Annotated in this window: 20 protein-coding genes; 5 read left to right on the top strand and 15 right to left on the bottom strand. The window is 56.7% G+C overall.

Annotation, left to right across the window (positions count from 1 at the left end; genetic code table 11):
- Positions 1-2 precede the first annotated feature (2 nt).
- From argJ to CAUR_RS06585, 4 genes are all read left to right on the top strand, one after another.
- A complete protein-coding gene (gene argJ / locus CAUR_RS06570) occupies positions 3-1,199 on the top strand; it encodes a bifunctional glutamate N-acetyltransferase/amino-acid acetyltransferase ArgJ (RefSeq protein ID WP_012257136.1) in 1,197 nt (398 codons plus the stop codon).
- Positions 1,200-1,205: 6 nt separating this feature from the next.
- Positions 1,206-1,874, top strand: a complete 669-nt coding sequence (locus tag CAUR_RS06575; protein WP_012257137.1) for an LON peptidase substrate-binding domain-containing protein — start codon at positions 1,206-1,208, stop codon at positions 1,872-1,874.
- A gap of 15 nt (positions 1,875-1,889) precedes the next feature.
- Positions 1,890-2,174 (top strand): DUF503 domain-containing protein, encoded by a 285-nt coding sequence (locus tag CAUR_RS06580; RefSeq protein ID WP_012257138.1) that lies wholly within the window; start codon positions 1,890-1,892, stop codon positions 2,172-2,174.
- Between the two features lie 85 nt (positions 2,175-2,259).
- Positions 2,260-3,303 (top strand): magnesium chelatase ATPase subunit I, encoded by a 1,044-nt coding sequence (locus CAUR_RS06585; RefSeq protein ID WP_012257139.1) that lies wholly within the window; start codon positions 2,260-2,262, stop codon positions 3,301-3,303.
- A 114-nt stretch (positions 3,304-3,417) separates the two neighbouring features.
- Here CAUR_RS06585 and CAUR_RS21490 read toward each other — a convergent pair whose 3' ends face one another.
- The 15 genes from CAUR_RS21490 to CAUR_RS06655 form a co-directional block, all read right to left on the bottom strand.
- A complete protein-coding gene (locus tag CAUR_RS21490) occupies positions 3,418-3,930 on the bottom strand; it encodes a PD-(D/E)XK nuclease family protein (RefSeq protein ID WP_012257140.1) in 513 nt (170 codons plus the stop codon).
- Between the two features lie 84 nt (positions 3,931-4,014).
- A complete protein-coding gene (locus CAUR_RS21495) occupies positions 4,015-4,365 on the bottom strand; it encodes a hypothetical protein (protein ID WP_012257141.1) in 351 nt (116 codons plus the stop codon).
- A 204-nt stretch (positions 4,366-4,569) separates the two neighbouring features.
- Complete coding sequence (kynU, locus tag CAUR_RS06595; protein WP_012257142.1) at positions 4,570-5,841, bottom strand: kynureninase; 1,272 nt, start codon at positions 5,839-5,841, stop codon at positions 4,570-4,572.
- A gap of 45 nt (positions 5,842-5,886) precedes the next feature.
- Positions 5,887-7,068: a polysaccharide deacetylase gene (locus CAUR_RS06600; protein WP_242605090.1), complete on the bottom strand. Its 1,182-nt coding sequence runs from the start codon at positions 7,066-7,068 to the stop codon at positions 5,887-5,889.
- Between the two features lie 414 nt (positions 7,069-7,482).
- A complete protein-coding gene (locus CAUR_RS06605) occupies positions 7,483-7,743 on the bottom strand; it encodes a GlsB/YeaQ/YmgE family stress response membrane protein (protein ID WP_012257144.1) in 261 nt (86 codons plus the stop codon).
- 441 nt (positions 7,744-8,184) lie between these two features.
- Complete coding sequence (locus tag CAUR_RS06610; RefSeq protein WP_012257145.1) at positions 8,185-8,934, bottom strand: phosphoribosylaminoimidazolesuccinocarboxamide synthase; 750 nt, start codon at positions 8,932-8,934, stop codon at positions 8,185-8,187.
- A gap of 11 nt (positions 8,935-8,945) precedes the next feature.
- A complete protein-coding gene (gene purM / locus CAUR_RS06615; RefSeq protein WP_012257146.1) occupies positions 8,946-9,974 on the bottom strand; it encodes a phosphoribosylformylglycinamidine cyclo-ligase in 1,029 nt (342 codons plus the stop codon).
- Between the two features lie 2 nt (positions 9,975-9,976).
- Complete coding sequence (gene hisG / locus CAUR_RS06620; RefSeq protein ID WP_012257147.1) at positions 9,977-10,984, bottom strand: ATP phosphoribosyltransferase; 1,008 nt, start codon at positions 10,982-10,984, stop codon at positions 9,977-9,979.
- A gap of 5 nt (positions 10,985-10,989) precedes the next feature.
- Complete coding sequence (locus CAUR_RS06625; protein WP_012257148.1) at positions 10,990-11,667, bottom strand: creatininase family protein; 678 nt, start codon at positions 11,665-11,667, stop codon at positions 10,990-10,992.
- Complete coding sequence (gene hisZ / locus CAUR_RS06630) at positions 11,664-13,118, bottom strand: ATP phosphoribosyltransferase regulatory subunit (RefSeq protein WP_012257149.1); 1,455 nt, start codon at positions 13,116-13,118, stop codon at positions 11,664-11,666. Before hisZ ends, CAUR_RS06625 begins: the two co-directional genes overlap by 4 nt.
- 562 nt (positions 13,119-13,680) lie before the next feature.
- Positions 13,681-14,040, bottom strand: a complete 360-nt coding sequence (locus tag CAUR_RS06635; RefSeq protein ID WP_012257150.1) for a response regulator — start codon at positions 14,038-14,040, stop codon at positions 13,681-13,683.
- A gap of 78 nt (positions 14,041-14,118) precedes the next feature.
- Positions 14,119-15,558: a sensor histidine kinase gene (locus CAUR_RS06640; RefSeq protein ID WP_012257151.1), complete on the bottom strand. Its 1,440-nt coding sequence runs from the start codon at positions 15,556-15,558 to the stop codon at positions 14,119-14,121.
- A gap of 874 nt (positions 15,559-16,432) precedes the next feature.
- Complete coding sequence (locus CAUR_RS06645) at positions 16,433-17,158, bottom strand: hypothetical protein (protein ID WP_012257152.1); 726 nt, start codon at positions 17,156-17,158, stop codon at positions 16,433-16,435.
- A 91-nt stretch (positions 17,159-17,249) separates the two neighbouring features.
- A complete protein-coding gene (locus CAUR_RS06650; protein ID WP_012257153.1) occupies positions 17,250-18,887 on the bottom strand; it encodes a VWA domain-containing protein in 1,638 nt (545 codons plus the stop codon).
- A 34-nt stretch (positions 18,888-18,921) separates the two neighbouring features.
- On the bottom strand, positions 18,922-20,031 hold the full coding sequence (locus CAUR_RS06655; RefSeq protein WP_012660643.1) for a substrate-binding domain-containing protein: 1,110 nt from the start codon (positions 20,029-20,031) through the stop codon (positions 18,922-18,924).
- A gap of 758 nt (positions 20,032-20,789) precedes the next feature.
- On the opposite strand from CAUR_RS06655, the gene CAUR_RS06660 reads away from it, so the two are divergent.
- Positions 20,790-21,710 carry a carbohydrate ABC transporter permease gene (locus CAUR_RS06660; protein ID WP_012257155.1) on the top strand — a complete coding sequence of 307 codons (921 nt, stop codon included), beginning with the start codon at positions 20,790-20,792 and terminating at the stop codon, positions 21,708-21,710.
- The last annotated feature ends 11 nt before the right edge of the window (positions 21,711-21,721 follow it).

The raw sequence follows: 21,721 nt of genomic DNA on the forward strand, positions 1-21,721 counted from the left end.
GTATGAACTTCACGATCTTTGAAGATGGTCACATTGCCAGCCCAACCGGCTTTCGCGCCACCGGTGTTTCCGCCGGGCTAAAAGAGGGCAGTAAAGCGCGCGATCTGGCACTCGTCTACTCGCAATACCCGTGCCGGGCAGCGGCATTATTTACCACCAGTGTCTTCAAAGCTGCACCAGTCTTTCTCAGTCAGGCTATTTTATTGCGTAATCACGATGCTATTCGTGCTGTGTTGATCAATGCCGGTCAAGCCAATGCCGGCACCGGGCAGAGCGGGTTGAATGATGCTATCGAATGTGCCAAGATCACCGCTGATGAACTGGAGGTACCACGCGACTCGGTGTTGTTGATGTCAACCGGGTTGATCGGGGTGCCGCTCCCGATGCAACGGATGCGCAACGGGATCAGGCGGGCAGTGAGCGAACTCGACAGCAATGGTGGTCGTCGCGCAGCCCTGGCAATCTTAACCACCGACACTCGACCCAAAGAGCGGGTCCTGCGTGTCACCTTGCGCAACGGCCCTCGCTTCACTCTGGCCGGCATGGCGAAGGGAACCCGCATGATCCATCCGCGCCTGGCTACCGTGCTGGCTCTGATTACTACCGATCTGGCGATCAGTCAACCTCTCTTGCAACGGGCACTGCACCAAAGCGTAGAGCGCTCTTTCAACCGGCTCAATATTGATGGCGATTGCAGCCCAAACGATAGTGTTATCATGCTGGCCAACGGTGCCATCGATCATCCACCCATTACCGACTCCAGCACCTGGGAATTTGGTGTGTTTCAAGAAGCACTCGATTTTTTGTGTGCAGATCTGGCAGGGCAAATCGTGCGCGATGCCGCCGGTTCTGGTAAAGTAATAAAGGTAGTGGTGCAAGGGGCAGCCGACGAAGCCGCCGCCAGCGCAATTGCCCACACCGTTGCCCGCTCTGGATCGGTACGTGCCGCCTGTCGGCGTCATTCATCCGATTGGGGAGCACTCCTGGCGGCAATTGGGGCCAGCAACGTAGAATTGCGCCCCGATCTCCTCGACTTACGGATCGGAACAGTGCCGGTCATGCTCCGCGGCGCACCCGTTCCTTTCGACCCGACGATGTTGGTGCAGACGATGTCAGGCCCGGAAATAGAACTGCTGATCGATCTCAACCTTGGCCCGGCTGAAACAACCGTCTGGACCTGCACATGGACAGATGGGTAAATCGGTATGGAACACCTTCTGCCATTATTTCCACTCGGTTCGCTCCTCTTCCCCGGCGGCACAATGAGTCTGCACATTTTTGAGCAACGTTATCGCCTGATGATTGGGCACTGTCTGGCCGGGGAACAACGGTTTGGGATTGTCCTGCTCCGCCGGGGACACGAGGTCATAGAAGGCCGGGTGGTTGATGTTGCCCCGGAGCCATACGATGTTGGCACCGTCGCCATCATTCAGGAGTATCTCAAGCTGGAAGATGGCCGTTACCTGTTGCACGTGATGGGTCAGCAGCGCTTTCGCATCCTTCAGATCATCGACCAATCACCGTATCTGGTGGCAAAAGTGCAGCTGCTTCCTGAACAGACCGATAACGAGAGTATCGCTGCGGCAACTGAACTGCGCAATACCTATCAGCGGTACTGGGAGCGCATTGCTACCATCACCGGAACCGAGATCGAGGTCGAGTCGTTGCCGCTCGACCCGATCAAGCTGGGGTACATTCTGGCCGACCGGTTGCAGATCGATATGGCCCAGAAACAACGCTGGCTGGAAACCGACGTCACCGACCGTTTACGCAGTCTGACCATGGCCCTGCGGACAGAAATGGCAATCTTGCCGCACGGCCCACAGGGTCTTGATCCGTCGAGCCTGTTGGGTGGTTGGAATAGTTTGAACTGATTTATCAACAAAGTCATGATCATCGGTTCTTGCACAATCCATCTCCACATCGCCACTGCACAATCGCTGAAAGAGAAGCGCCAGGTTTTGCGCTCACTTATTGCCCGGATTCGCAACGAGTTCAACGTTTCGGTAGCTGAAATTGATGATCAAGATCGCTGGCAAAGCGCACGGCTCGGCGTGGCCGTGGTTGCCACCGACCGTGTGCACGCACAACGGCAGCTCGAATCGGTCGTCCATTTCATCGAACGGCAGCGCCCCGATTGTCCTCTGCTGACCTACGAGATCGAGATGCTATGATGGGGCAAGCGGGCCGGGTGGGCCATTCTCAACCCAATTCACAGTTATCAGACGCACGCTGAGGACGCATACGAGGCTCTGAGCTATGACCGACGATATTCATCCGTTTCCACTGCTGGCGATGGTCGGTCAGACCGAGCTGAAAACGGCATTAATCCTTGGCCTCATCAATCCACAGGTAGGTGGCATCCTGCTCAGTGGGCCTTACGGCGTTGGCAAAACGACGGCAGTCCGTGCCCTGATCGACCTGATGCCATTCGTTACACGCGAACCCCCGGATGCCGATGGGAAGACGATAGTCGAGCGGATGCGGCTAATTGAACTCCCACTCAATGCCCGCCTCGAAGACGTGGTGGGAGGGATTAACGAGCGGGTGGCCCTCGAACAACGAATTGTCCGGCTGGAAGAGGGGATTCTGGCCCGCGCCCACGGCAACGTCTTGTACGTCGATGAGATCAATCTACTCGACCAGGCCGTTGTCGATGCCATCCTCGATGCTGCGGCGCAGGGACGGACATTCGTGCGGCGTGGTGCGATGGTGCGTCTCTTCCCCAGCCAGTTTGTGTTAATCGGCTCGATGAATCCGGAAGAGGGCGCACTGCGGCCCCAAATCCTCGACCGTTTTGGCTTGCGAGTATGGGTAGCGCCGGTAAACGATCAGCGTGCCCGGCTTGAAATCTACCGGCGGGCACGTGATTTTCGCAACGATCCGGCAGGATTCCGGCAGGCATACGCGGCTCAAACGGCTGCGCTGGCCGAAGAGATCATGATCGCTCGTGAGATACTTCCCCACGTCACAATTCCGCCTGAGCTGGAAGAGCAGGCACTGGCCCTGGTACAGCAGTTGCGCATCCCTTCCCATCGGGCCGAGATTGCGCTTCTCGAAGGCGCACGAGCACGGGCCGCCGCCGATTTTCGCAATGTCGTCAACGCAGAAGACATTCGGCGGATTGCACCGCTGGCACTGACGTGGCGGCACAGCGACTGGTTTGATCGGCATACTGCCGGTGTCCAGGCTGAACAAACGGCCATCAATGCTGCGTTAGACGCACTGTTCCCGCTCGCCGAAACCGGACGGCGGCGTAGCCGGCGCAGCACAGTGCGTCAGATTGAAGAAGGTGACACCTGATCCAGAGCGTCGGTCTGACAACCAAAAGAGGATAAGCGTAGACGTGATGGCATATGCCCGCCTCAGCCGCTTATCCTCAGCCACACAAACAGCACAACCGGCACGAGACAGCTCTCATTCCGTCTCGGTCAAAGCCATACCGGCATCATCGGCAAAACTGTACACAATGATATTAAAGCGCTCGGCAACCTTCCTGGCCCGCGCATCCACCATCGGCGAAATCACCATCAACTGATCGGCTTGCCGCTCGTGGCAGCGTTCGTACCAGCGCGCCTTCCGCTCAAACAGGTACATATCGGCCTTACTCATTGACAATTTGATCTCGCAGATGAGTAGGGTGCCATTTTTTATGATTAGATCAAGTTCGATCTGCTCGGGGCGACCGAACACCTCTCCCGTCTCGTCATACTCGTTCACCTGAACTACTTCGAGATTGAAGAAATCGGTGAGAATGCCGCGCAGCGCACTACGGAACGTCTCCTCTGAATGCAGCCCCCAACGAGCACCGAGAGCACCAATCGTCGAGTCGAATTTTCGCTCAACCGCGTCCAATCGCCGGGCTTGCTCCGCCCACTTACGCTCAATTTCCGCGTGCCGTTCATCCATCTCACCTAATCGGCGAAGCATTTCCCGGATTTCCTTCTGGTTCTCTTCCCACCGGCGATCATTCTCTGCCCAGCGTTGGACCTGTTCTTGCCACCACCGATTCTGTTATTCCCACCGCTGGGTTTGCTCTGCCCAGCGTTGGGCCTGTTCTTCCCAGCGCCGATTCTGTTCTTCCCACTGCTGAGCCTGTTCTTGCCACCGCCGATCCTGTTCTTCCCACCGTTGGGCTTGCTCTGCCCAGCGTTGGGCCTGTTCTTCCCACCGCCGGGTCTGTTCTTCCCGCATTTGGCGCAACTCTTCAAGCACACGATCAAACCGGCTCTCAGTTTCTGAGCGACCGGCGAAATACTTCTGGGTGAGTTGTAGGATGAGCCGCTGCACTTCCGGGTCTGTCTCAATGAGTGCAGGCAATTCTTGCAAGATTAATGCTCTAATTTGCTCGCGTTCGAGAGGCATGGTGTGATCCTTTGATGCGCAAGCGCAGCATATTGCAAAATTTGTTCTATTTTCTGATTATACCATGCGCGACTGCATTGTATGAGGAAAAAAGTACAAACGCTCTGAACGAATTTGCAGGCTTCCCGAACAAGCTGATCGCTACGGGAAGAGCGCCTGTAGTGAAGCAAACAGGCTTTCCTCATCAACAGGCCGCTCATATCGTTACGTCACTGTCGGTCGGTTTGACTGATACTTCAGATAGCGCTGTTCGATCACCGCCTGAGCCAAACGCTCAACCGCGATGTAGATGTCGCGAAAACTGGTGTAGAGCGGCGTAATGCCGAGCCGGATGTTATCGGGGGCCCGAAAATCGGGCAGCACATTCAGCTCATTGATCAGGGCCAGATCAATGCCAAGACCGGCAGGATGGCCGAGTGAGACGTGTGAACCGCGACGCGCCGGGTCGCGGGGTGAGTTGAGCGTGTAACCGAGCGGGGCCAACCGTTGCTGCCACAACTCAATCAGGTACTCGGTTTGGGCAATCGATTTGGCCCGCAAGCGTTCAATCCCGGCAGCCAGAATGAGATCGACGCCCGGCTCAATCAGCGCCAGCGACATGATGGGTGGCGTGCCGGTAAGAAAGCGGCGCAGACCGGCTGTCGGCGCGTAATCCAGGTCAAAATTGAACAGATCACGCTGCCCCATCCAGCCGCTAATCGGGTTGATCAGACGTTCCTGCAGATCGCGCCGAATATACAAAAATGCTGGGGCGCCAGGGCCACCGTTCAAATATTTGTAGCAACAACCAACCGCGAGATCAACGCCACTCCCGTTGAGATCAATCGGCACCGCCCCAACCGAGTGACTCAAATCCCATATCGTCAACGCACCAACCGCGTGGGCTGCCGCAGTCAGGGCTTTCATATCATAGAGAAAGCCACTTTTGAAGGTAACGTGGGAGAGGGTCAGCAGGGCTGTGTTGTGGTCAAGCAGGCTCAGTATCGTCTCAACCGGGCCGTGAATGCCGTCGGCTGAATACGCCAGGGCAATTTCATGCCCCGATCCAAGCAGATCGACGACACCCTGCAAGATGTAGAGGTCTGAGGGAAAGTTGAGGTCATCGCTGATGATCCGCATCCGACCCCGTTGCGCCCGCAGAGCAGCTACAACCAGCTTAAACAAATTGACCGATGTACTATCGGCGACAATCACCTCATCTGGCGCAGCACCAATCAGACGAGCGATTTTTGCCCCGATCCGCTCTGGCAGATCAAACCAGCCCTCATTCCACCCGCGAATCAGGCGCTCTCCCCACTGTCTGCGCACCAGATCATCGGCCAGATCAACCGCAGCACGCGGCAACCGTCCCAGCGAGTTGCCGTCCAGGTAGATCATATCCGGTTCAAGATTAACAAACGCCTGCTGCATACCGGCCAAATCATCAGCCGCATCAAGCTGGTCTGCGTAGGAGCGATCCAGGGGCACGGTCATCATCAATTCCTTCCAACGGTACAATAAAGTGTTGCTTCCATCTACGTTTTATGGCACAGGCGTTGGCATGAGCGTCGGCACCGGAATCCGTATCGGATCGAGCAACAGAGGGGGTGTCGGCGTAACAACCGATGTTGGGGTCGGCGTGCTGCCACCCGGCAGATTGATCACCTGACTCACCAGTAGAATCAGTACCAGACTGGCGATCAGCAGGGCAATGATCTGGGGGCGCAGACGCACTCGACGCGCCAGTTCTTGGATCCGCTTCGTTGGGGCACCGACACTGGTTGTAATCGGGGCAAATCGTGGCTTGCGCTGAACCGATGTCGTTGCGCGCACCGCGCGCACTGCTTCCGGCGGTGCCGGCGCAATCGGTGGTTCACCCGGACGGAAGAGTTGCTCACCGCCGGGGGCCAGGTAAAGTTGCGGTGCACTCCAGGATTCCTGAAGGGTGGCCAGCTCTGCTCTGCCCAGGGTTACCGCAATATCCACCGGTTCACCGCTGGCCAGAGCGTGATAACAGGCCGTACTCCAACGCGCCTGCGCAAGAGTGCTTAGGTTGGGTAGAGCAACGACCGCCCGCCCATCGAGATGGTGCAGGCTGCTGGCGAAGCCGATACAACTCTCAACAGCGCTGCCCGCTACCGTCAACAGACGCAGATCATCAATACCGACCAGAAATTCAGCCAGCTCGCCGGCAGTAACTGCTCGCCCCAGACGCATCCGTGCGGCCTGCCGGGGCGGCTGCTCACATTCACCGATTAGATGCAAGATATGGCGTGGCTCTGCTGCCAGTTCAGCGACAATCTCGTCAGCCGTTGCCTCACGCAGACGATCCACCACCAGCAGGCCGGCCCGTACCGGTTCGATAAGGGCTTCACCTAAAGCGTCGGCCACTGCATCGTGACCACGGGCCACCGCAATTAAGACCCGCAACGGCCCGGCGACCCGGCGTGGTGGCGGCGGATGGATGGAACGGGAACTGACGCGCACCAGGGTGTAATCATCGCGTATCGCGGGCTGCCAGCACTGATCGCCACTGCTGAGCGCAACGCTTTCCCAGGGCAAGACGGTCAGTTCAGGTGCCGCTACCTCTAGCCGTAATTGCATCCGTGCTTTGTGGTCAACAGCTTCACGGGCTGTTTCGATCAGTAATTGCCGGATTGGTGCCGGAAACAACCACTCACCCAGCTCGTTACCGGTGATGGTCGCTCCGGCTAACGGAGGCATGATCACCTCCGCGCTGCGGCCAGCACATGTAGCCCGCAGCGGATAGCCTTGCGGGGTACGGGCACTCACAAGAATATGAAATGGAATAATAATCTCTTGCATGCCTGTGCACTGGTATCGGTGGTTTGCCTCTGAATATAACACGCCTGATGAAGACTGTCTACCGGTTTTTCGGCGCGTTGCAAAGAAGGCCGGCAAGTGTTTGTCATTTGTCAATGGACAAACAACGGGAAGGCTGGTGTCCTGCTACAAACGAAACGATTGTTGGGTGAGCATTGAAAAACTGTCTACAAAAAATACAACACCAGGCTCCTCAACGCCGATCATCAAACCCGCACTCTTCGCGGAGTGCGGGTGTCTCTGTTTGATGGTAGCAATGCCCTGACGAAGCCAGAAATCGCTGAAAAATCAGTGCTAACGCTTACTAACCAGAAACCGACTGAGCCAGATCAGGATCACAGAACCGATAGTTGCCACAACGATACTACCCAGGAAACCAGCATTTCCCTGGATACCCAGTAGCCCAAAGAGAAAACCACCAACGAAAGCACCAATCAGACCAAGAATTAGATTGCCTGCCAGACCGCGTGAGTTATTCGTTAATTTTCCGGCTAACCAACCAGCAATCAAACCTACAAGAATCCAGGAGATGATTCCACCGGGTTGTAGAGTCATAGTTGCCTCCTTTATCTTCCATATATTCTCCTTGTGCGCGAAACATTCCTACTGTAACACCTGAAAAATAGTGTTGTCAATAGTTGCAGCCAGTACTAATGGAAAATGGTATGGATACTTGCCGATCACAGACAGGCAGCAACAGGCATACCAACATCTCACGTGTGCTTGGGAGGTTTATAAACAATACGGCATAGTCCCCTGCAGAGCGACCATGGAGAAACGCGCAACAACATCTCCCCGCCGCCCGGCCAGCTCCGCAGGGGCTTTCACAAATTGAGACAGGGTTTTACCCGCTAGCCGATGTAACCTGTCGCTCCTCGCAACGCCGCTAACCTGCGCAGCTCCAGGCAATTTGTAAGATGCGATACATCCCCATCGCCATCAGAGGTTCTCACCACCGGTTACGAGGAATCCCTTGTGCGGCAACTGACCCTTGTTCTACGAACCCGCTCCCCACCGACCCGTCAGCTCGGCAACCAACGCATACCGCGCCCGCACATCGGCCAGCAGTGCCTCATCAACCACCTGGGCATTGCGGTAGACCTGCTTGTCAAGCATCTGTGCCGGATCGCCGGATGGCCAGATTCGCCACGAGTCGTTGTCGATGACATCGGCAACCAGGAGATCGCCCTGTGCAGTACGGCCAAATTCAATCTTCAGATCGACCAGGGTTACGTCAAGTTGTTGCCACGCTGCTTCCAGGGTCACAAATACCTTTCTCCCCGTGTCCGTCATCTGCTCGACTTCTGCAGGGGTTGCGATCCCCTGGGCAATGATCTCTTGCGGAGCGATTTGGGGGTCGTGGCGGGCATCATCTTTGAGAAAAAATTCCACCAGCGGCGGATCGAAGCGTTGCCCGGCGGCTTCTGGATGGCGTCGCAAGTATGATCCAGCCGGTAATCGCCGCATTACGACTTCGAGCGGGATCATCCTACAGCGCCGCACCACTGTTAACCTCGGCTCAGGCGCATCAACAAAGTGGGTGGCAATCCCGGCCCGGTTGAGCAACCGAAAGACATTGGCTGTCGTCTGCCCGGCCAGTTCCCCCTTTCCCTCAATCACACTCCGCCGGGCACCATCACCGGCAGTAATCCCATCTTTGTGATAGAGAATCGCCAGGTCGGGATCGGTCGGGTGAGCGTACACAATTTTGGTCTTCCCTTCGGTCAAAACATAGCCGAGTTCCATTGCTGCCTCCTTCAGGCATCAACCAGCCGTACTTCAGGCGTTGCGGTCACTCGTCCAACCAGACAGGCATCGGCAATGGTAGCGAGCGCGGTTGCCGCAGCATCGGCAGGAACAATGACCAGCATCCCCAGACCCATATTCAGGGCATGAAACGCTTCCCGCTCGTCAAGTCCACCAATATCGACCAGCAACTGACAGATCGGGGGAATTGGCCAGCTTCCCCGTACAATCTCGGCCCCCAGACCGGCAGGCAGCACGCGGGGAAGGTTGTCGTAAATGCCGCCGCCGGTAATGTGACAGAGCGCTTTCACCAGCACTGCGGCTCGTAGTGCATTCACCTCTGCCAGGTAACAGCGATGGATCGCCAGCAACGCTTCGCCAATGGTCTGGCCGTTGAGAATTGACGGACGGGCCGCATAGCCGTCGGTCGCAAAGTGGCGCGCCACCAGCCGACGGGCAAGCGAATAGCCATTGGTGTGCAAGCCGGTACTGGGCAAGGCCAGGATCGCATCGCCGGGCACAATATCAGGGCGCGGCAACATCGCCGTTCGTTCTACAACCCCCACAATCGTCCCGGCCAGATCGAACGCCCCCGGCGCGTACACATCCGGCATTTCCGCCGTTTCCCCACCGATCAGGGCACAACCAGCCGCCCGACACCCCTCGGCCACACCGGTCACAATCGCAGCTACCTGTGCCGGATCGAGTTTAGCGACAGCGATATAGTCGAGAAAGAACAGTGGCCGCGCCCCCTGCACCAGAATATCGTTCACCGCGTGATTGACCAGGTCTTGCCCAACCGTATCGTACCGCCCCAACGCCGCGGCCACCAGCGTCTTGGTACCCACCCCATCGGTACTGCTGACCAGAACGGGCGCCTGCATCCCGGCCAGCGCCAGTGCCGCATCGAAACATCCACCAAAAGCTCCCATCCCGGCCAGCACTGCCGGCCCGTGTGTACTCCGCACCGCGTCTGCCATCAACTCTTTCGCCCGCGTTGCCGCAGCAATATCCACGCCGGCTGCACTATATTGCGACATAACTACTCCTCGTCAAGACGTGCGCAGAGGCGCGCAAACGCCTCACTTTCAGCCCGGAAGACGTGTTGTACCTGCACGGTTGTGACACTGCTCGCGCCGATAGCGCGCAAATAATCAATCGCCGGCAGTAATTCCTCTTGCGGAACCACCACATTGACAGCATACCAGCCACTGTCACCGGAAAACTTACTCCAGACCGGCGCGATAGTTGGCCCCTGCAAGCCTGCCAGCTCGTGGCGTGCGGTGACTTTTCGCCCCACCTCTTCCACCGAAGCCCCAGGCAGATTGGCCGTCAGCGAATAGAACAGGCGTCCCCGCCGCCGCGCCTCAATCAACTCACAGAGCTGCCGCACCAGCTCCAGCCGATGACGATTGCCACGCAATGCCCGCCGCGACCCGATCAAAATGGCCTGGGAACGGATCAATGGCCCGCCGACAATCTTCAACTGATTTTCCCGGATTGCCGTACCGGTTTCGGTAATATCGGCAATGATGTCGGCATACCCCAAACTGGGAGCCGCCTCGGTCGCGCCCTGCGACTCAACCAGCTCGAAGACATTAATTCCCTGCGCATAGCAGAAACGCCGGACTGTGTTGGGGTATTTGGTCGCGATCCGCAAGCGCCGCCCACGTGACTGAAACTCAACCGCCAGATCGGCCAGATCGGCCCACGATGTAACATCGATCCAGCTTTGGGGCACGGCAAAGACCAGCTCGACCCGCCAGAAACCGAGATCATCAATGATCGTCAACACATCATCGTCATCGTCACCGCGTAGCTCGTGGAGCAAATCGTAGCCGGTTACCCCCAAATCGATGGCGCCCTCGGCCACCTTAAGCACAATATCAGCCGGACGATGGAGCAACACCTCGGTATCGGGCAAGCCACGCAACACCGCAGTATACTGCCGCGGATTGGCGCGGGTCACCCGCAGCCCACAACTTTCCAGCAACGCAACGGTTGCCTCGTACCCGGAACCTTTGGAAGGAATAGCAAAACGGAGTGTCATAGGTGTTATTGTCTATAGCGCTCGCGGCGCTGCTGATAGAGGGCAGCCAGCGCTGCCGTATTACGATGCTCAAGGAGATCGCGTACTGCGCCGGCCAGTCGCTCACCTGCCAGCATCAGCGACTGTTGGCCCAGTGATGAACTGGCGACATTGCGTACAGCCTGCTCGTGCTCACCAACCACGCGGGTCAGGTCTACCAGATCGGGGCGCAGCGCCAGCATCAACGACGTCTCCCACAACGCCCCCCGATCATGCATCGTTCCGTCAACCAGCTCCAGCGGCGAGACGGCCAGCGCGATTAACCGATGCTGACACAGCGCCATTTCCGCCGCCTCAATCAGCGCCAGGTCTTCAGCAACGGTACCGGCCAAACCGGTGACAACCGCAACCTGACAGCCCTGATCGGCAACCATCGTCAGCCATGCCGTCATCACCCGCTGAAAGACGCCCGTCTCAACAGTATCGTAGTGCCATAGGGTTGGATAGACAATCCCCCCCACACGTTGTGCCGCCCGCTCAACCACCGCAGTCGCAATCAGCCCGGCACTGCCAATTGGGAGATGGTCTGCTCGCGCTGTATCCATGGCCCACGGTAACCAGCAGACCGGATAGTGAGCGAGGATGTGCTGGCGCTGATGAGGCAATAGTTCAACAGCACGCCCCCAGGTAAGACCCACCCTCACAGATGCCTCCCCAACATCGCGATGGGTATCTGACGCTCGCTACGTGTCGCCAGATCGCGCCAAATCACATACTCACCTGCCCGTTCTGCCGCACCGACAATCACCACCGCACTGTAATTGCGTCGTGTCGCATCCCGGAGATTGTCTTTAACACTGCGACCACGCACATCCAGTACAACAATATAACCACCGGCACGTAACCGCTCGGCAACATGCAAGGCATAGGGGTAGTCATCATCACTCACCGCCGCAACCAGCACTGTTGTCGGTGACTCGCCGCTGCCGGTCGTTGCGGCTGCGGTTACCCGTTCAAGCCCATAGGCAAAACCAACCGCCGGTGTGGCCTGCCGTCCACCGAGTGCGCCTACCAGATCATCATACCGTCCACCGCCACAGAGCTGATTCCCCTCGCGGTCGTAAATCTCAAAGATCAAGCCCGTATAGTAGTGTAACCCGCGGCGCCCCAGCGCACCATCAATCACAACTCTCTCAGCCGGAATATGGTAAGCGGCGAGGAGATTGAGAATTGCCTGTAGTTCGCGAAACGCTGCCGACTCGCTGCCGGGCAGATCGGCCAGCATGGGGATAGCGTGTTCAGGTGGGCCACTGATGGCAGCCAGCCGGGCTAATTGCTCAAGTGCCGCTTCGACCAGGGGCTGTTCATCGGCGCGCCGTAATGTACGGAGCAGGCGCTGAAGCACTTCAGCCGGACTGCGCGTTCCCGTGCGTAGATCGATCTGCATCGCGGTCAGCACCCGTTCAAGCCAGCGTGCGGCCTGCTCATCATCCAGACCGGCAGGAAGTTCCAGTCCCTCTGGAGGGGTACCGAGATTGGCCAACACCCGTTCACGCACCGGGGCAATTCCCTCAGCTCGCAACCGTTCGAGACTCCAGACCAGCAGGCCACGGGTACGTTCCGGCAGTGCAAACCGACTCAACAACTCGCGGGCCAGCCCAATATGCCCGATCCGAACCGTGTATTCGGTTACACCTACGGCCTGCAAACCGGCACAGGCAAGCGCAATAACTTCAGCGTCGGCACGTGGCGGTAGGCCACCAATGATCTCACCACCGACCTGGGTAAACTGGCGATAGGTATACCGTTGGGGGCGTTCATAGCGGAATACCGGCCCGGCATAGCTCAGGCGTAACGGCAATGGCTGATCCTGCATGCTAGCCACGTAAGCCCGTAATACCGACGCCGTCCATTCCGGGCGTAATGCCAGATCACGACCGCCAAAACTAAACTCGTAGACCTTACCGACCAGGTCTTCACCGAGTTTACGCAGGTAGAGTTCGCGATGTTCGATGACAGGCGTATCAATCATCTGATAGCCGTAACCGGCCATCGTCTGTTCGAGAATACGTTGTATGTATCGGCCATGCGCGAATTCCGCAGGATGGACATCACGCATGCCGCGTACCAGATCAATACTCACAGCGCCTCCCATCAGTTGCTGCTCCTTATTCCATTGTAACCGACGCAGAGACGTTGCGTGCAACACCGCTCTGGTTGATACGGTAGACGAAAACAGAGCACAGATTGCTGTGCTCTGTTTTATCAATGCTTGCTCACAGAGATACATCGCTCAGGCGCGGTGCCAGCATGATGTAGCAACCTGCTACGATGACAATGCCGTGCCCCTACCACTCACCGCAATACATCGCTCAGGCGCAGCGTCAGAATGATGCGTGAACAGCGGATCACACTTTCGTTGCTTCCAGATTGGTTGTGTCGCGTCGTTTGGAGTGCACCAGCCCTGCTCACGATCCGGTGCGTGTCACGCCGTGTACCCTGCTGGTCACGAGGATGTTATGTGTACTCGTCACGATATGGCGTCTGTTAGTCACGAATGCGATAACTTCCGGTATGTAGCAACCTGCTACGATGACAAGTAGGGGCACGGCATGCCGTGCCCCTACCACTCACCGCGATACATCGCTCAGGCGCCACACCAGGTTAGTGATTGGATAACGTATCATTTGCCATCAGGCGGCGCTGATGCTGACCGTTCAACGCCCCAGGAGATCACGCACCGTACTCAACAGATTGGTCAGATTACCCGTCTTCGGCACATAGGCATCGAAGCCCTGGGCCACGAACTCACCCGGCGTCTTTTCAGTGCGAGCGGTATGCGCGATGATCGGGCAGGTAATCCCCATGGCCCGCAGATCGTGTAAGACCATCAACCCATCCCGATCAGCCATACTGATGTCGAGAATGATGATCTCAGGCGCAAACTCACGCACCTTTGCCAGCGCCTCAGCTCCACTTCCAACCGAAAGCACCTCGTGACGTCCAACGTGACGGAGCACTCGCTCAAACATCGAACGGGCCGTGTAGACATCATCGACAAGGAGAATTCGGGCCATCGTTCTTGCTCCTTTGCTAACCCAACCATCACCGGTGATAGATAACCAACGACATTGCCGGTCAATCAACCTCTCGCCTTACGCCGGTTCACTACCGGCCCGTGTCCGCGGTAGCGAGAAGAAGAAGATGCTGCCTTTACCCAATTCACTCTCTACCCACATCCGACCACCGTGCAGTTCAACTAACCAGCGGCAGATCGAGAGACCAAGCCCGGTACCGGCATGCTGGCGAGTGTCGGCATTTTCGATCTGCTCAAATTGCTGGAAGATACGCTCTTGATCTGCCGGTGCGATGCCGATACCGGTATCACGCACCCAAAGCACAATCTCATTGGTATCGACACGAGCACCAACGGCAATCTCACCTGCATGCGTAAACTTACAGGCATTTGAAACCAGGTTCAGCAAGACCTGCCGTACCCGCACCTCATCGGCAAACACCGTCGGCAATGGTTCGCGATACTCGCGGCGCAACTGGATAGGGCGGTCGTTGATCAGTGCCTGCGCAGTACGAAGCGTTTCTTCAAGGAGTGGGCCTAGTGCCAGATTTGTCTTGTTCAGCTCAAGTTTCCCGGCCTCAACCTTCGCCAGATCGAGGATGTCGTTGATCAGCCCTAACAGATGCTGACCACTCCGCCGGATTTCGGCGATGTCTTGCAGTACCTGCTCATCAATCCGAACATCACCGTACATTTCAGGATGTTCCAGCATCGCCGTGCTGAAACCGATAATAATGTTGAGCGGAGTACGCAATTCGTGCGACATTGTGGCCATAAAATTGGATTTCGAGCGATACGCCGCTTCGGCAGCAGCACGCGCTTCTTCAAGCTCAAGCGTGGTACGGTAGAGCTGCTCATTCAAGAGATCACGCTCAAGCAGTGCCCGCTCCAGCGTCGCCTGCGTCTCTCGCAGCAACTGCTCACGCCGCTCGGATTTTTGAGCCGTATCAATCGCCCAACTGATCGTCCCGCGCACCACATAGGCTGCCGCCCAACTGAGCGTCGCTGCGCCGAACAACAAGGCGATCAGCAGCAACAGATGACCGATCACCTCGAACCAGGTCGGTCGTGGCTGCCCGATCAGGTCGGCACCCAGCAAGAGAAGCAGGTACAGCAGAATCGCGGCCTGCCCGGCACGAAACGGTGCGCGCGACGAGACTATGATCCCGGCAGCAAAAACCCCCAGTACCGAGAGGTAGATAAAGATATTGTTTGTAAACCCAAAGGCAGCACAACTCAGCACGGGCAATAATGTTATCGCGGCAACGACAACGATACTGGCCATGCGTAAATCGCCTCGCCGCCGCAGCCGATCACTCACCGCGAGACAGACGAGCAGTAAGCCGATAATCAGGTAGGGCCAGAAATTGCCACTCCAGCGATTGAGGAGCAAAATACCGGTCGCCGCTCCCGCCAGCGTAGCCAGCAGGATGAGCATCGGTGGTAACAGGTCGGTGACCAACCCTTCATCGGGTGTTGCGACCGGAGTGCGAGCGGGGTTGAGAGTACGCGCAACCATTGGCCTTTATCCTTCGCGAGCGTTATGAATGGATTGCCTGTTCGTATTGTAGCTGTTGTGTACCTGTCATAAAGATTGAAAAATGATGAAAGAGGCCGGAATTCTGGCATTATGATAGCACATGTAGATTTATTTGATGTAGCACAAATTTGCAATGATGGACACCGGACGGACACCATGATCACGCGCAAGAGGCGGTTCTGCGTGGATGCCGTTGACGTATCATCATGCGCGGAAAGGTGCCGCGTTCTGACTATCATCACCGACTCCAGGCAGCATCTGCTATCCGGCACACTATCGCAGTGACCGGTTGACGTGCAGTTGTCACATCCGTCGTTGTCAGATACCACGCCGGGTCAGATCGTATGGATGGGCTGCGACCAGAGTTTCGGTGCAGAGCACAGTGGTGCGCTGGCTGCCGCACGCCAAAAAGCAACCTGGGCATCATCAGGCGCAACAGGATACCATCCGGCAAGTGTCGTGCTGCTCATTGATTGCGGCAGTGCTGCGTCGTGCATCACCAGGCGCAACAGGTATGCCATCCGGCAAGGTGATCGCTAACCGGCTGCGCGAGCTACCTGGGTATCCCGTTTTGGCACGTACAACCATAGCCAACCGGAGCCGGGCTGTTATCGCAACTCAAGTTGCCAGCTATGCTGTGAGCATCTCACGGAGGCTGACTACCAGGACGAACAGCACGACGTTGTGCGCAACATCATGCGACGTAACTGCATGAACGATGTGGGGAGCATCCACTTCCTATAGACGCGCCAGGTCACGCCTCACGGTTGCAACTCAGGTAATACCTATCCTCTGTGTCCTCCGTGCCTCTGTGGTGACAAAGGTAGCAACTTTGGTTATAGAAACAAACCGCTCATATCCCGGTCATTGCCGTATCCAGCACCTTGCGAAAAACCTCCATATCACTACGGAGATCGGCCAGGCGTTGCTGAACATTGCTGCTCGCCGAAGTCATCGCCACCGCATCGGCTGTGCGCAAGCGAATCACTTCGGCCAGGATCGTATCGAGACTGGCATCGATGTTCGCCAGTTGGGCCTGAATGCGGTCAATGTACAGCCGTAAATCCTGGAGATGTTTTTGCTGATCAAGCAGCGCCTTACGGCGCTCTTCAAGCTGCTGGCGGGTAAAAGGGTCAATCGTTGCACTGATCTGCCAGTCGAGTTGGGTTATTTGTTGAGTGAGGCGCTGGTAATCGTTAGATGCCAGATAGTGTTCGATGATCTGGCCCTTATCGGCAAGGAAATACGCTTCCTCGACTAAATCACGGGTCTGCGTGACAATATTCGTGAGAATACCGGCCAGTGCCCCCTTCGTTCCGGCCACTGCCCGCTCCACCTCGCGCTGTGAACGTTCGATCTCGTTGATGGCAGCGCGCAACAGCGGACTGGTAATCCGTGGGCGTGGCCGCGCCGGCGGAGCCGTCAACCAGGGGTCTTGTGCCACCAGCCATACGACGACACCGTAGATCACCAGTCCGAGCGGTAACCACCAGATGGTAAGGGTTAATCCGCCGAAGATGGCAGCCACCAGCACGAGTACGGCGAGTGGTTGCCGGGCAGCGATGCGTAATGCCTTCATACGACCTACCTACAGTTGAGCAAGAGCCATCTTCCAGGCGAACATACTCTCTCACAACACACCCACGCCGGCGGGTTGCCCCAGACGTGGTTTAGAAGTAGCGACTCAAGTTCTCAAAGATTTGGGCAATATCACCCGAATCACCAACCACAACGATAGTACGGGAAAATTCGGCAATCGCATCGAGTACCTGACGGTCAGCATCGCTGCCATAGGCAACCGGAAAGATCGTGATACCGCTCTCGTCAAACTGGCGCCGAACCTCCTCAAGTGTCAACCGGCTGGCATTATCGGCACCATCAGAGAGCAGCACAATTGCCCGAATCCGGTCATCCTCAGCCGGCGGTAACGCCTCTAACGTCTGCCGTGCCAGGTCGAGGGCATCAAACAAGGCGGTACGCCCAGAGGCACGCATCTCCTGAACGGCGATCTGCAAGTCAATCCGATTTTCACTCAGCGGGGCCATGGGAACCACCAGCCGCGCCTGCGAGTCGAACGTAATCAGCCCCAGCCGGTCTTCGGGCAAGATTCGCATCAGGAAGGTCTCAATCCCTGCCTTCACCATCGTCATCTTATCACCTTCCATCGAGCCGGAGGTGTCTACTACCAGCAGAATATCGGCCCGCTTGCGATTGAGTTTCCACGAGTCTTTGACGGCGACGATCACCTCGGCAGATGGCACGGCCAGCACTGTCTGGACACCCTGCGGATCGGCACCGAACGCCGGGCTGATCGGATCGGTTAGCGGAACGTTGGGATTGGCCGGACGAAAGCCATATTGCATCGCCGCCCGCTGACTCTCTTCACTGAGTAGAAACTCGTAGAAACGTTCGGCAGCAGCCTGTTCATCGGCGCTGGTACTTGCCATAACGATGAATGGGTTGTCGTGCCAGAAGGTACCTTCGGCTGGATAGATAGCGACCAGTGGTGTCGGGGGTGGATCGAATTTGTTAAAGTCGATGAGCGTAATCTCTTCCATCGGAAAGGCCGAGATGTAGCTCATGCCGAACTTCTTCATGTTTTCGCTGAAGATCAGCGTGTTGTAGCCGTAATGTTTGATGCTGCGTCCCAACTGACGGATGAAGGCGGTCGCCTGCTCGCTCTGCACGTCGGCAACGGTCAACCCCTCGCGCTTGCCGGTGGCAGCATAAAATTCGGCAATCAATGTGCTGAGCGCCGTGGTGCTGATTTCGGGATCGGTGTGCCCCCACGAGAAGCGCCCCCATTCCGGGTGCCCGAAGCGCCCCCAACCCTGCGGATCGTTCGTCAGATCGAGAATGTCTTTCCAACCAATCGGACGGTTCGGCCAGCCCATGGCCTCTGCCATCGGCTTCCACATCGCAATCACCACCGGTGTCAGCACCAGCGGCTTGTTCGAGATGGCAACATTCTGGTTGCCGGTCTCTTGCTTCAACACTTCCAGCCAGGTGCTGGCCGACGGACTCCAGACCGTTACTTGCAGCGTGCCATTCTTGATCTCAGTCCGGGCGGCACCCGATGATTTGTTGATACCCTCAACTACAACACGTCGATCATTAACGATGACCCGCTGCTCGTTAAAACGGGCAATCTGTTCGGTCAGCCACTTCTCTTTCTCCGGGCTGTAGGCAATGGTGATGGTAACGGCATTGGCATCACCTATACCTACCGGCAAGAGATCACCGCAACCGCTCAGTGTGAACATCAACAGCAACAGTATAGTCATAAGCGTATGACGACGCATTGCCATAGAGCGATATCCTTTCACGATTGTATTGCTACCTCTAAGGTCTCCTGACTTCTTGCCATGTCGCAATCAGCTCCTCGACGACCTCCGGTGGAGGAAGCTGAAGCTGAGCGGTAATATCGAGCTGTACGCCCAGATCGCGTTCGCGGTAACGACCAAAGAGCGACGAGGTATCGTCGAAATTGATCGTCACCTGGGGAATGACCGGACGAAAACCGTATTCACGCATGGCAATCGTCTGTTCTGCCGGACTGCGGAGAAAATCGCGCAGCAGGATTGCTGCTGCGCGCTCGTTACCATCTACCCACGGCGCACTCAGAACAACGTAGGGATGATCGCTCAGTAACGTTGCCGCCGGGTAGTAGACACGCAACCGCAAACCGCGCCCTTCTCCTTGCCGAAACGCCTGAAGCGCCAGATTTTCGTAGGTCGTAATGATGTCGTACACGCCGGGGCGAATAATGAAATCGGTCGTCAGTGTACCGGTACTGTCTGGCCAGTTGGGAACACGAGTACTGATCTGACGGAGCCAGTCCCGGAAGCCTTCATCACGCACCTGATCAACCGTCAGGCTGGCAGTTTGGTGGTACTGTGCAGCCAGAATGATCAGGGACTGCAATCCACCATTACTCTGCACCGGCGAGGAGATGCCGAGCTTAAGCTGGTTTATTTGATCAGGAAGTTGACGTTGCCAGAGTTGCCAGGGATTGGTAATGCCATTTGTCGAAGGGGCATCACGCATCAGCGCCACTATTGGGGTGAGTGCCAGTGGCGAGGCCGGGTCACGCAAGAGATCGGGATACTGCTGTTGCAGCTCAACTAACTGAATGCTACTCGACGGACTGATAATCGTTGGCTGGTACCCCTGCCCGATTGCGTCAATCAACTCTCGCGAACCGGATACTCGCAAACGTACCTCGATGCGCCGTCCGTTGATCGTCGGGTTCGTTTGGGCAAAGCGTTCAAGCGCACTACGAATCCATGCCTCCTTCTCGGAACTCATTGCCACATCGATCTGAATCGGTGGTGCGGCGGTGGGTAACGGTAGCGGTGCCCAACCAATTGGACCCCATATAACAGTGGTGATCGCCAGCAGAGCAGTCGCCAGAAGATATACACCGGCAATTGTACGAGAGATGCTGCGCATGCACGTCTCTTTCAAGCAGGCAGACATTTGATAAGCGTACTGCCAAAACCTATCGAAATACAATACCTTCTCTGATAACAATAGTAGCACTTCTCTGCTACCAGTATAGGATCAACATGACTGCTCCACAACAAAGATACGTTCATACCAGGCTAATCGTTGCAGGCACAGGCACCTTATCTATCACAGCACGCTGCCAGGACGCGACGCAATACGCACGGTCGTGGATATTTGCCCGTCGAGCTAGAACCTATGGCAAAAAACATCTCCTGGAAGTTATCTCATTCATTCCTGACAGACGCTATGCTCGTGATGAGAACGCACTGCATCCGCATGACCAGCAAGGTCAACGGCGTGCCACGCGTCGGATCGTGAGCGCGGCTGCTGCGGCAGCATGGCTGCTGCACTCCACACCGCGCAACACGCGCATGACGAGCGGGCAAAGCAACCAGTCCAGCGCGTGATGGCACCAGAGATGGTCGCCAGCACTGCTCGCTGCCATACCGGTAGACTGGGAGCCGGATAGGCTATCGTTGGCGATTGGCAAGCGTGCATGCACCTGTGCGACCGTCTGGGAGCACAATCTACAGCTTTTATGAAGTAAGTTTTCCCGCACTGACCAACATCTCTCCACTACTGGCGCCTTAATCGATTCGCAGGCAAAACTTAATGTCCACTTAATAATTCAATGATGATTGATTAATCTCCACTCCTTACCATAGAAAGCCGAATGACATGCACAAAGCAAGCGGAACACTATGGCCACGCACATGCCCAAACAAGAGCGCCATCCCAACACGTTGCGGCGCGAACATCGTGAATGGTTGCTATTTGCGCTATTCATTGGCCCTAATCTGTTTCTCTTCACCATTTTTACCTACTGGCCGCTCATCTACAACGTCTATCTGAGCATGGTGCGGTGGGATTTTCTTCGCCCCACAATGCCATTCGTCGGCCTCCAAAATTACATCGCTGCCTTCAGTGATCTGCGGTTCTGGAACATTATCTGGCAAACGGCCACCTTTACCGTCTGGTCGGTCGGTCTGACCCTCGTTCTGGGCCTGCTTCTGGCTCTGCTGCTCAACCAGCCGCTGCGCTATCGCAACACCGCTCGTGCGGTCGTTTTCGCGCCGGTCGTGATTTCGGGTGCGGTGGTGGCTGTGGTTTGGAGCTATATCTTCGATCCGCGATACGGGCTGATCGATCAACTCCTCGGCTTCTTTGGCCTCGACTCGCCCAACTGGCTGGCCGACTCATTCTGGGCAATGCCTGCCGTGATCATTGTGTATGTCTGGAAAAATATCGGCTACGCGGTTGTGATCTATCTGGCCGGCTTACAGAATATCCCGCGTGAACTGTACGATGCCGCACGGGTTGATGGTGCCGGCGCGTGGGAACGCTTCTGGAATGTCACGCTTCCCGGACTCTCACCGGTTGCCTTTTTCCTCTCGGTGACCAGTGTGCTGACCTGTTTCCAGGCGTTCGATATTATCCGTGTGCTCACAGATGGCGGCCCTGCGGATGCTACAACGACCCTGATCTTCCACCTCTACGAGCTGGGCTTTGTCTCTTACGATGCGGGTAAAGCCGGAGTCGTTGCGGTTGTGTTGTTCCTGATCATGCTTGCACTGACCATTGTGCAGATTCGATACCTCGAACGACAGGTGACATACGGATAAGACCTGGATTG

Origin of the sequence: Chloroflexus aurantiacus J-10-fl (assembly GCF_000018865.1) — a bacterium.
GTDB lineage: Bacteria > Chloroflexota > Chloroflexia > Chloroflexales > Chloroflexaceae > Chloroflexus > Chloroflexus aurantiacus.

What these genes read in the sequence shown, in the direction of transcription:
- argJ (WP_012257136.1), top strand. Translation starts at nt 3, where the DNA reads ATGAACTTCACGATCTTTGAAGATGGTCACATTGCCAGCCCAACCGGC.
- CAUR_RS06575 (WP_012257137.1), top strand. Translation starts at nt 1,206, where the DNA reads ATGGAACACCTTCTGCCATTATTTCCACTCGGTTCGCTCCTCTTCCCC.
- CAUR_RS06580 (WP_012257138.1), top strand. Translation starts at nt 1,890, where the DNA reads ATGATCATCGGTTCTTGCACAATCCATCTCCACATCGCCACTGCACAA.
- CAUR_RS06585 (WP_012257139.1), top strand. Translation starts at nt 2,260, where the DNA reads ATGACCGACGATATTCATCCGTTTCCACTGCTGGCGATGGTCGGTCAG.
- CAUR_RS21490 (WP_012257140.1), bottom strand. Translation starts at nt 3,930, where the DNA reads ATGCTTCGCCGATTAGGTGAGATGGATGAACGGCACGCGGAAATTGAG.
- CAUR_RS21495 (WP_012257141.1), bottom strand. Translation starts at nt 4,365, where the DNA reads ATGCCTCTCGAACGCGAGCAAATTAGAGCATTAATCTTGCAAGAATTG.
- kynU (WP_012257142.1), bottom strand. Translation starts at nt 5,841, where the DNA reads ATGATGACCGTGCCCCTGGATCGCTCCTACGCAGACCAGCTTGATGCG.
- CAUR_RS06600 (WP_242605090.1), bottom strand. Translation starts at nt 7,068, where the DNA reads ATGCCTCCGTTAGCCGGAGCGACCATCACCGGTAACGAGCTGGGTGAG.
- CAUR_RS06605 (WP_012257144.1), bottom strand. Translation starts at nt 7,743, where the DNA reads ATGACTCTACAACCCGGTGGAATCATCTCCTGGATTCTTGTAGGTTTG.
- CAUR_RS06610 (WP_012257145.1), bottom strand. Translation starts at nt 8,934, where the DNA reads ATGGAACTCGGCTATGTTTTGACCGAAGGGAAGACCAAAATTGTGTAC.
- purM (WP_012257146.1), bottom strand. Translation starts at nt 9,974, where the DNA reads ATGTCGCAATATAGTGCAGCCGGCGTGGATATTGCTGCGGCAACGCGG.
- hisG (WP_012257147.1), bottom strand. Translation starts at nt 10,984, where the DNA reads ATGACACTCCGTTTTGCTATTCCTTCCAAAGGTTCCGGGTACGAGGCA.
- hisZ (WP_012257149.1), bottom strand. Translation starts at nt 13,118, where the DNA reads ATGGGAGGCGCTGTGAGTATTGATCTGGTACGCGGCATGCGTGATGTC.
- CAUR_RS06635 (WP_012257150.1), bottom strand. Translation starts at nt 14,040, where the DNA reads ATGGCCCGAATTCTCCTTGTCGATGATGTCTACACGGCCCGTTCGATG.
- CAUR_RS06640 (WP_012257151.1), bottom strand. Translation starts at nt 15,558, where the DNA reads ATGGTTGCGCGTACTCTCAACCCCGCTCGCACTCCGGTCGCAACACCC.
- CAUR_RS06645 (WP_012257152.1), bottom strand. Translation starts at nt 17,158, where the DNA reads ATGAAGGCATTACGCATCGCTGCCCGGCAACCACTCGCCGTACTCGTG.
- CAUR_RS06650 (WP_012257153.1), bottom strand. Translation starts at nt 18,887, where the DNA reads ATGGCAATGCGTCGTCATACGCTTATGACTATACTGTTGCTGTTGATG.
- CAUR_RS06655 (WP_012660643.1), bottom strand. Translation starts at nt 20,031, where the DNA reads ATGCGCAGCATCTCTCGTACAATTGCCGGTGTATATCTTCTGGCGACT.
- CAUR_RS06660 (WP_012257155.1), top strand. Translation starts at nt 20,790, where the DNA reads ATGGCCACGCACATGCCCAAACAAGAGCGCCATCCCAACACGTTGCGG.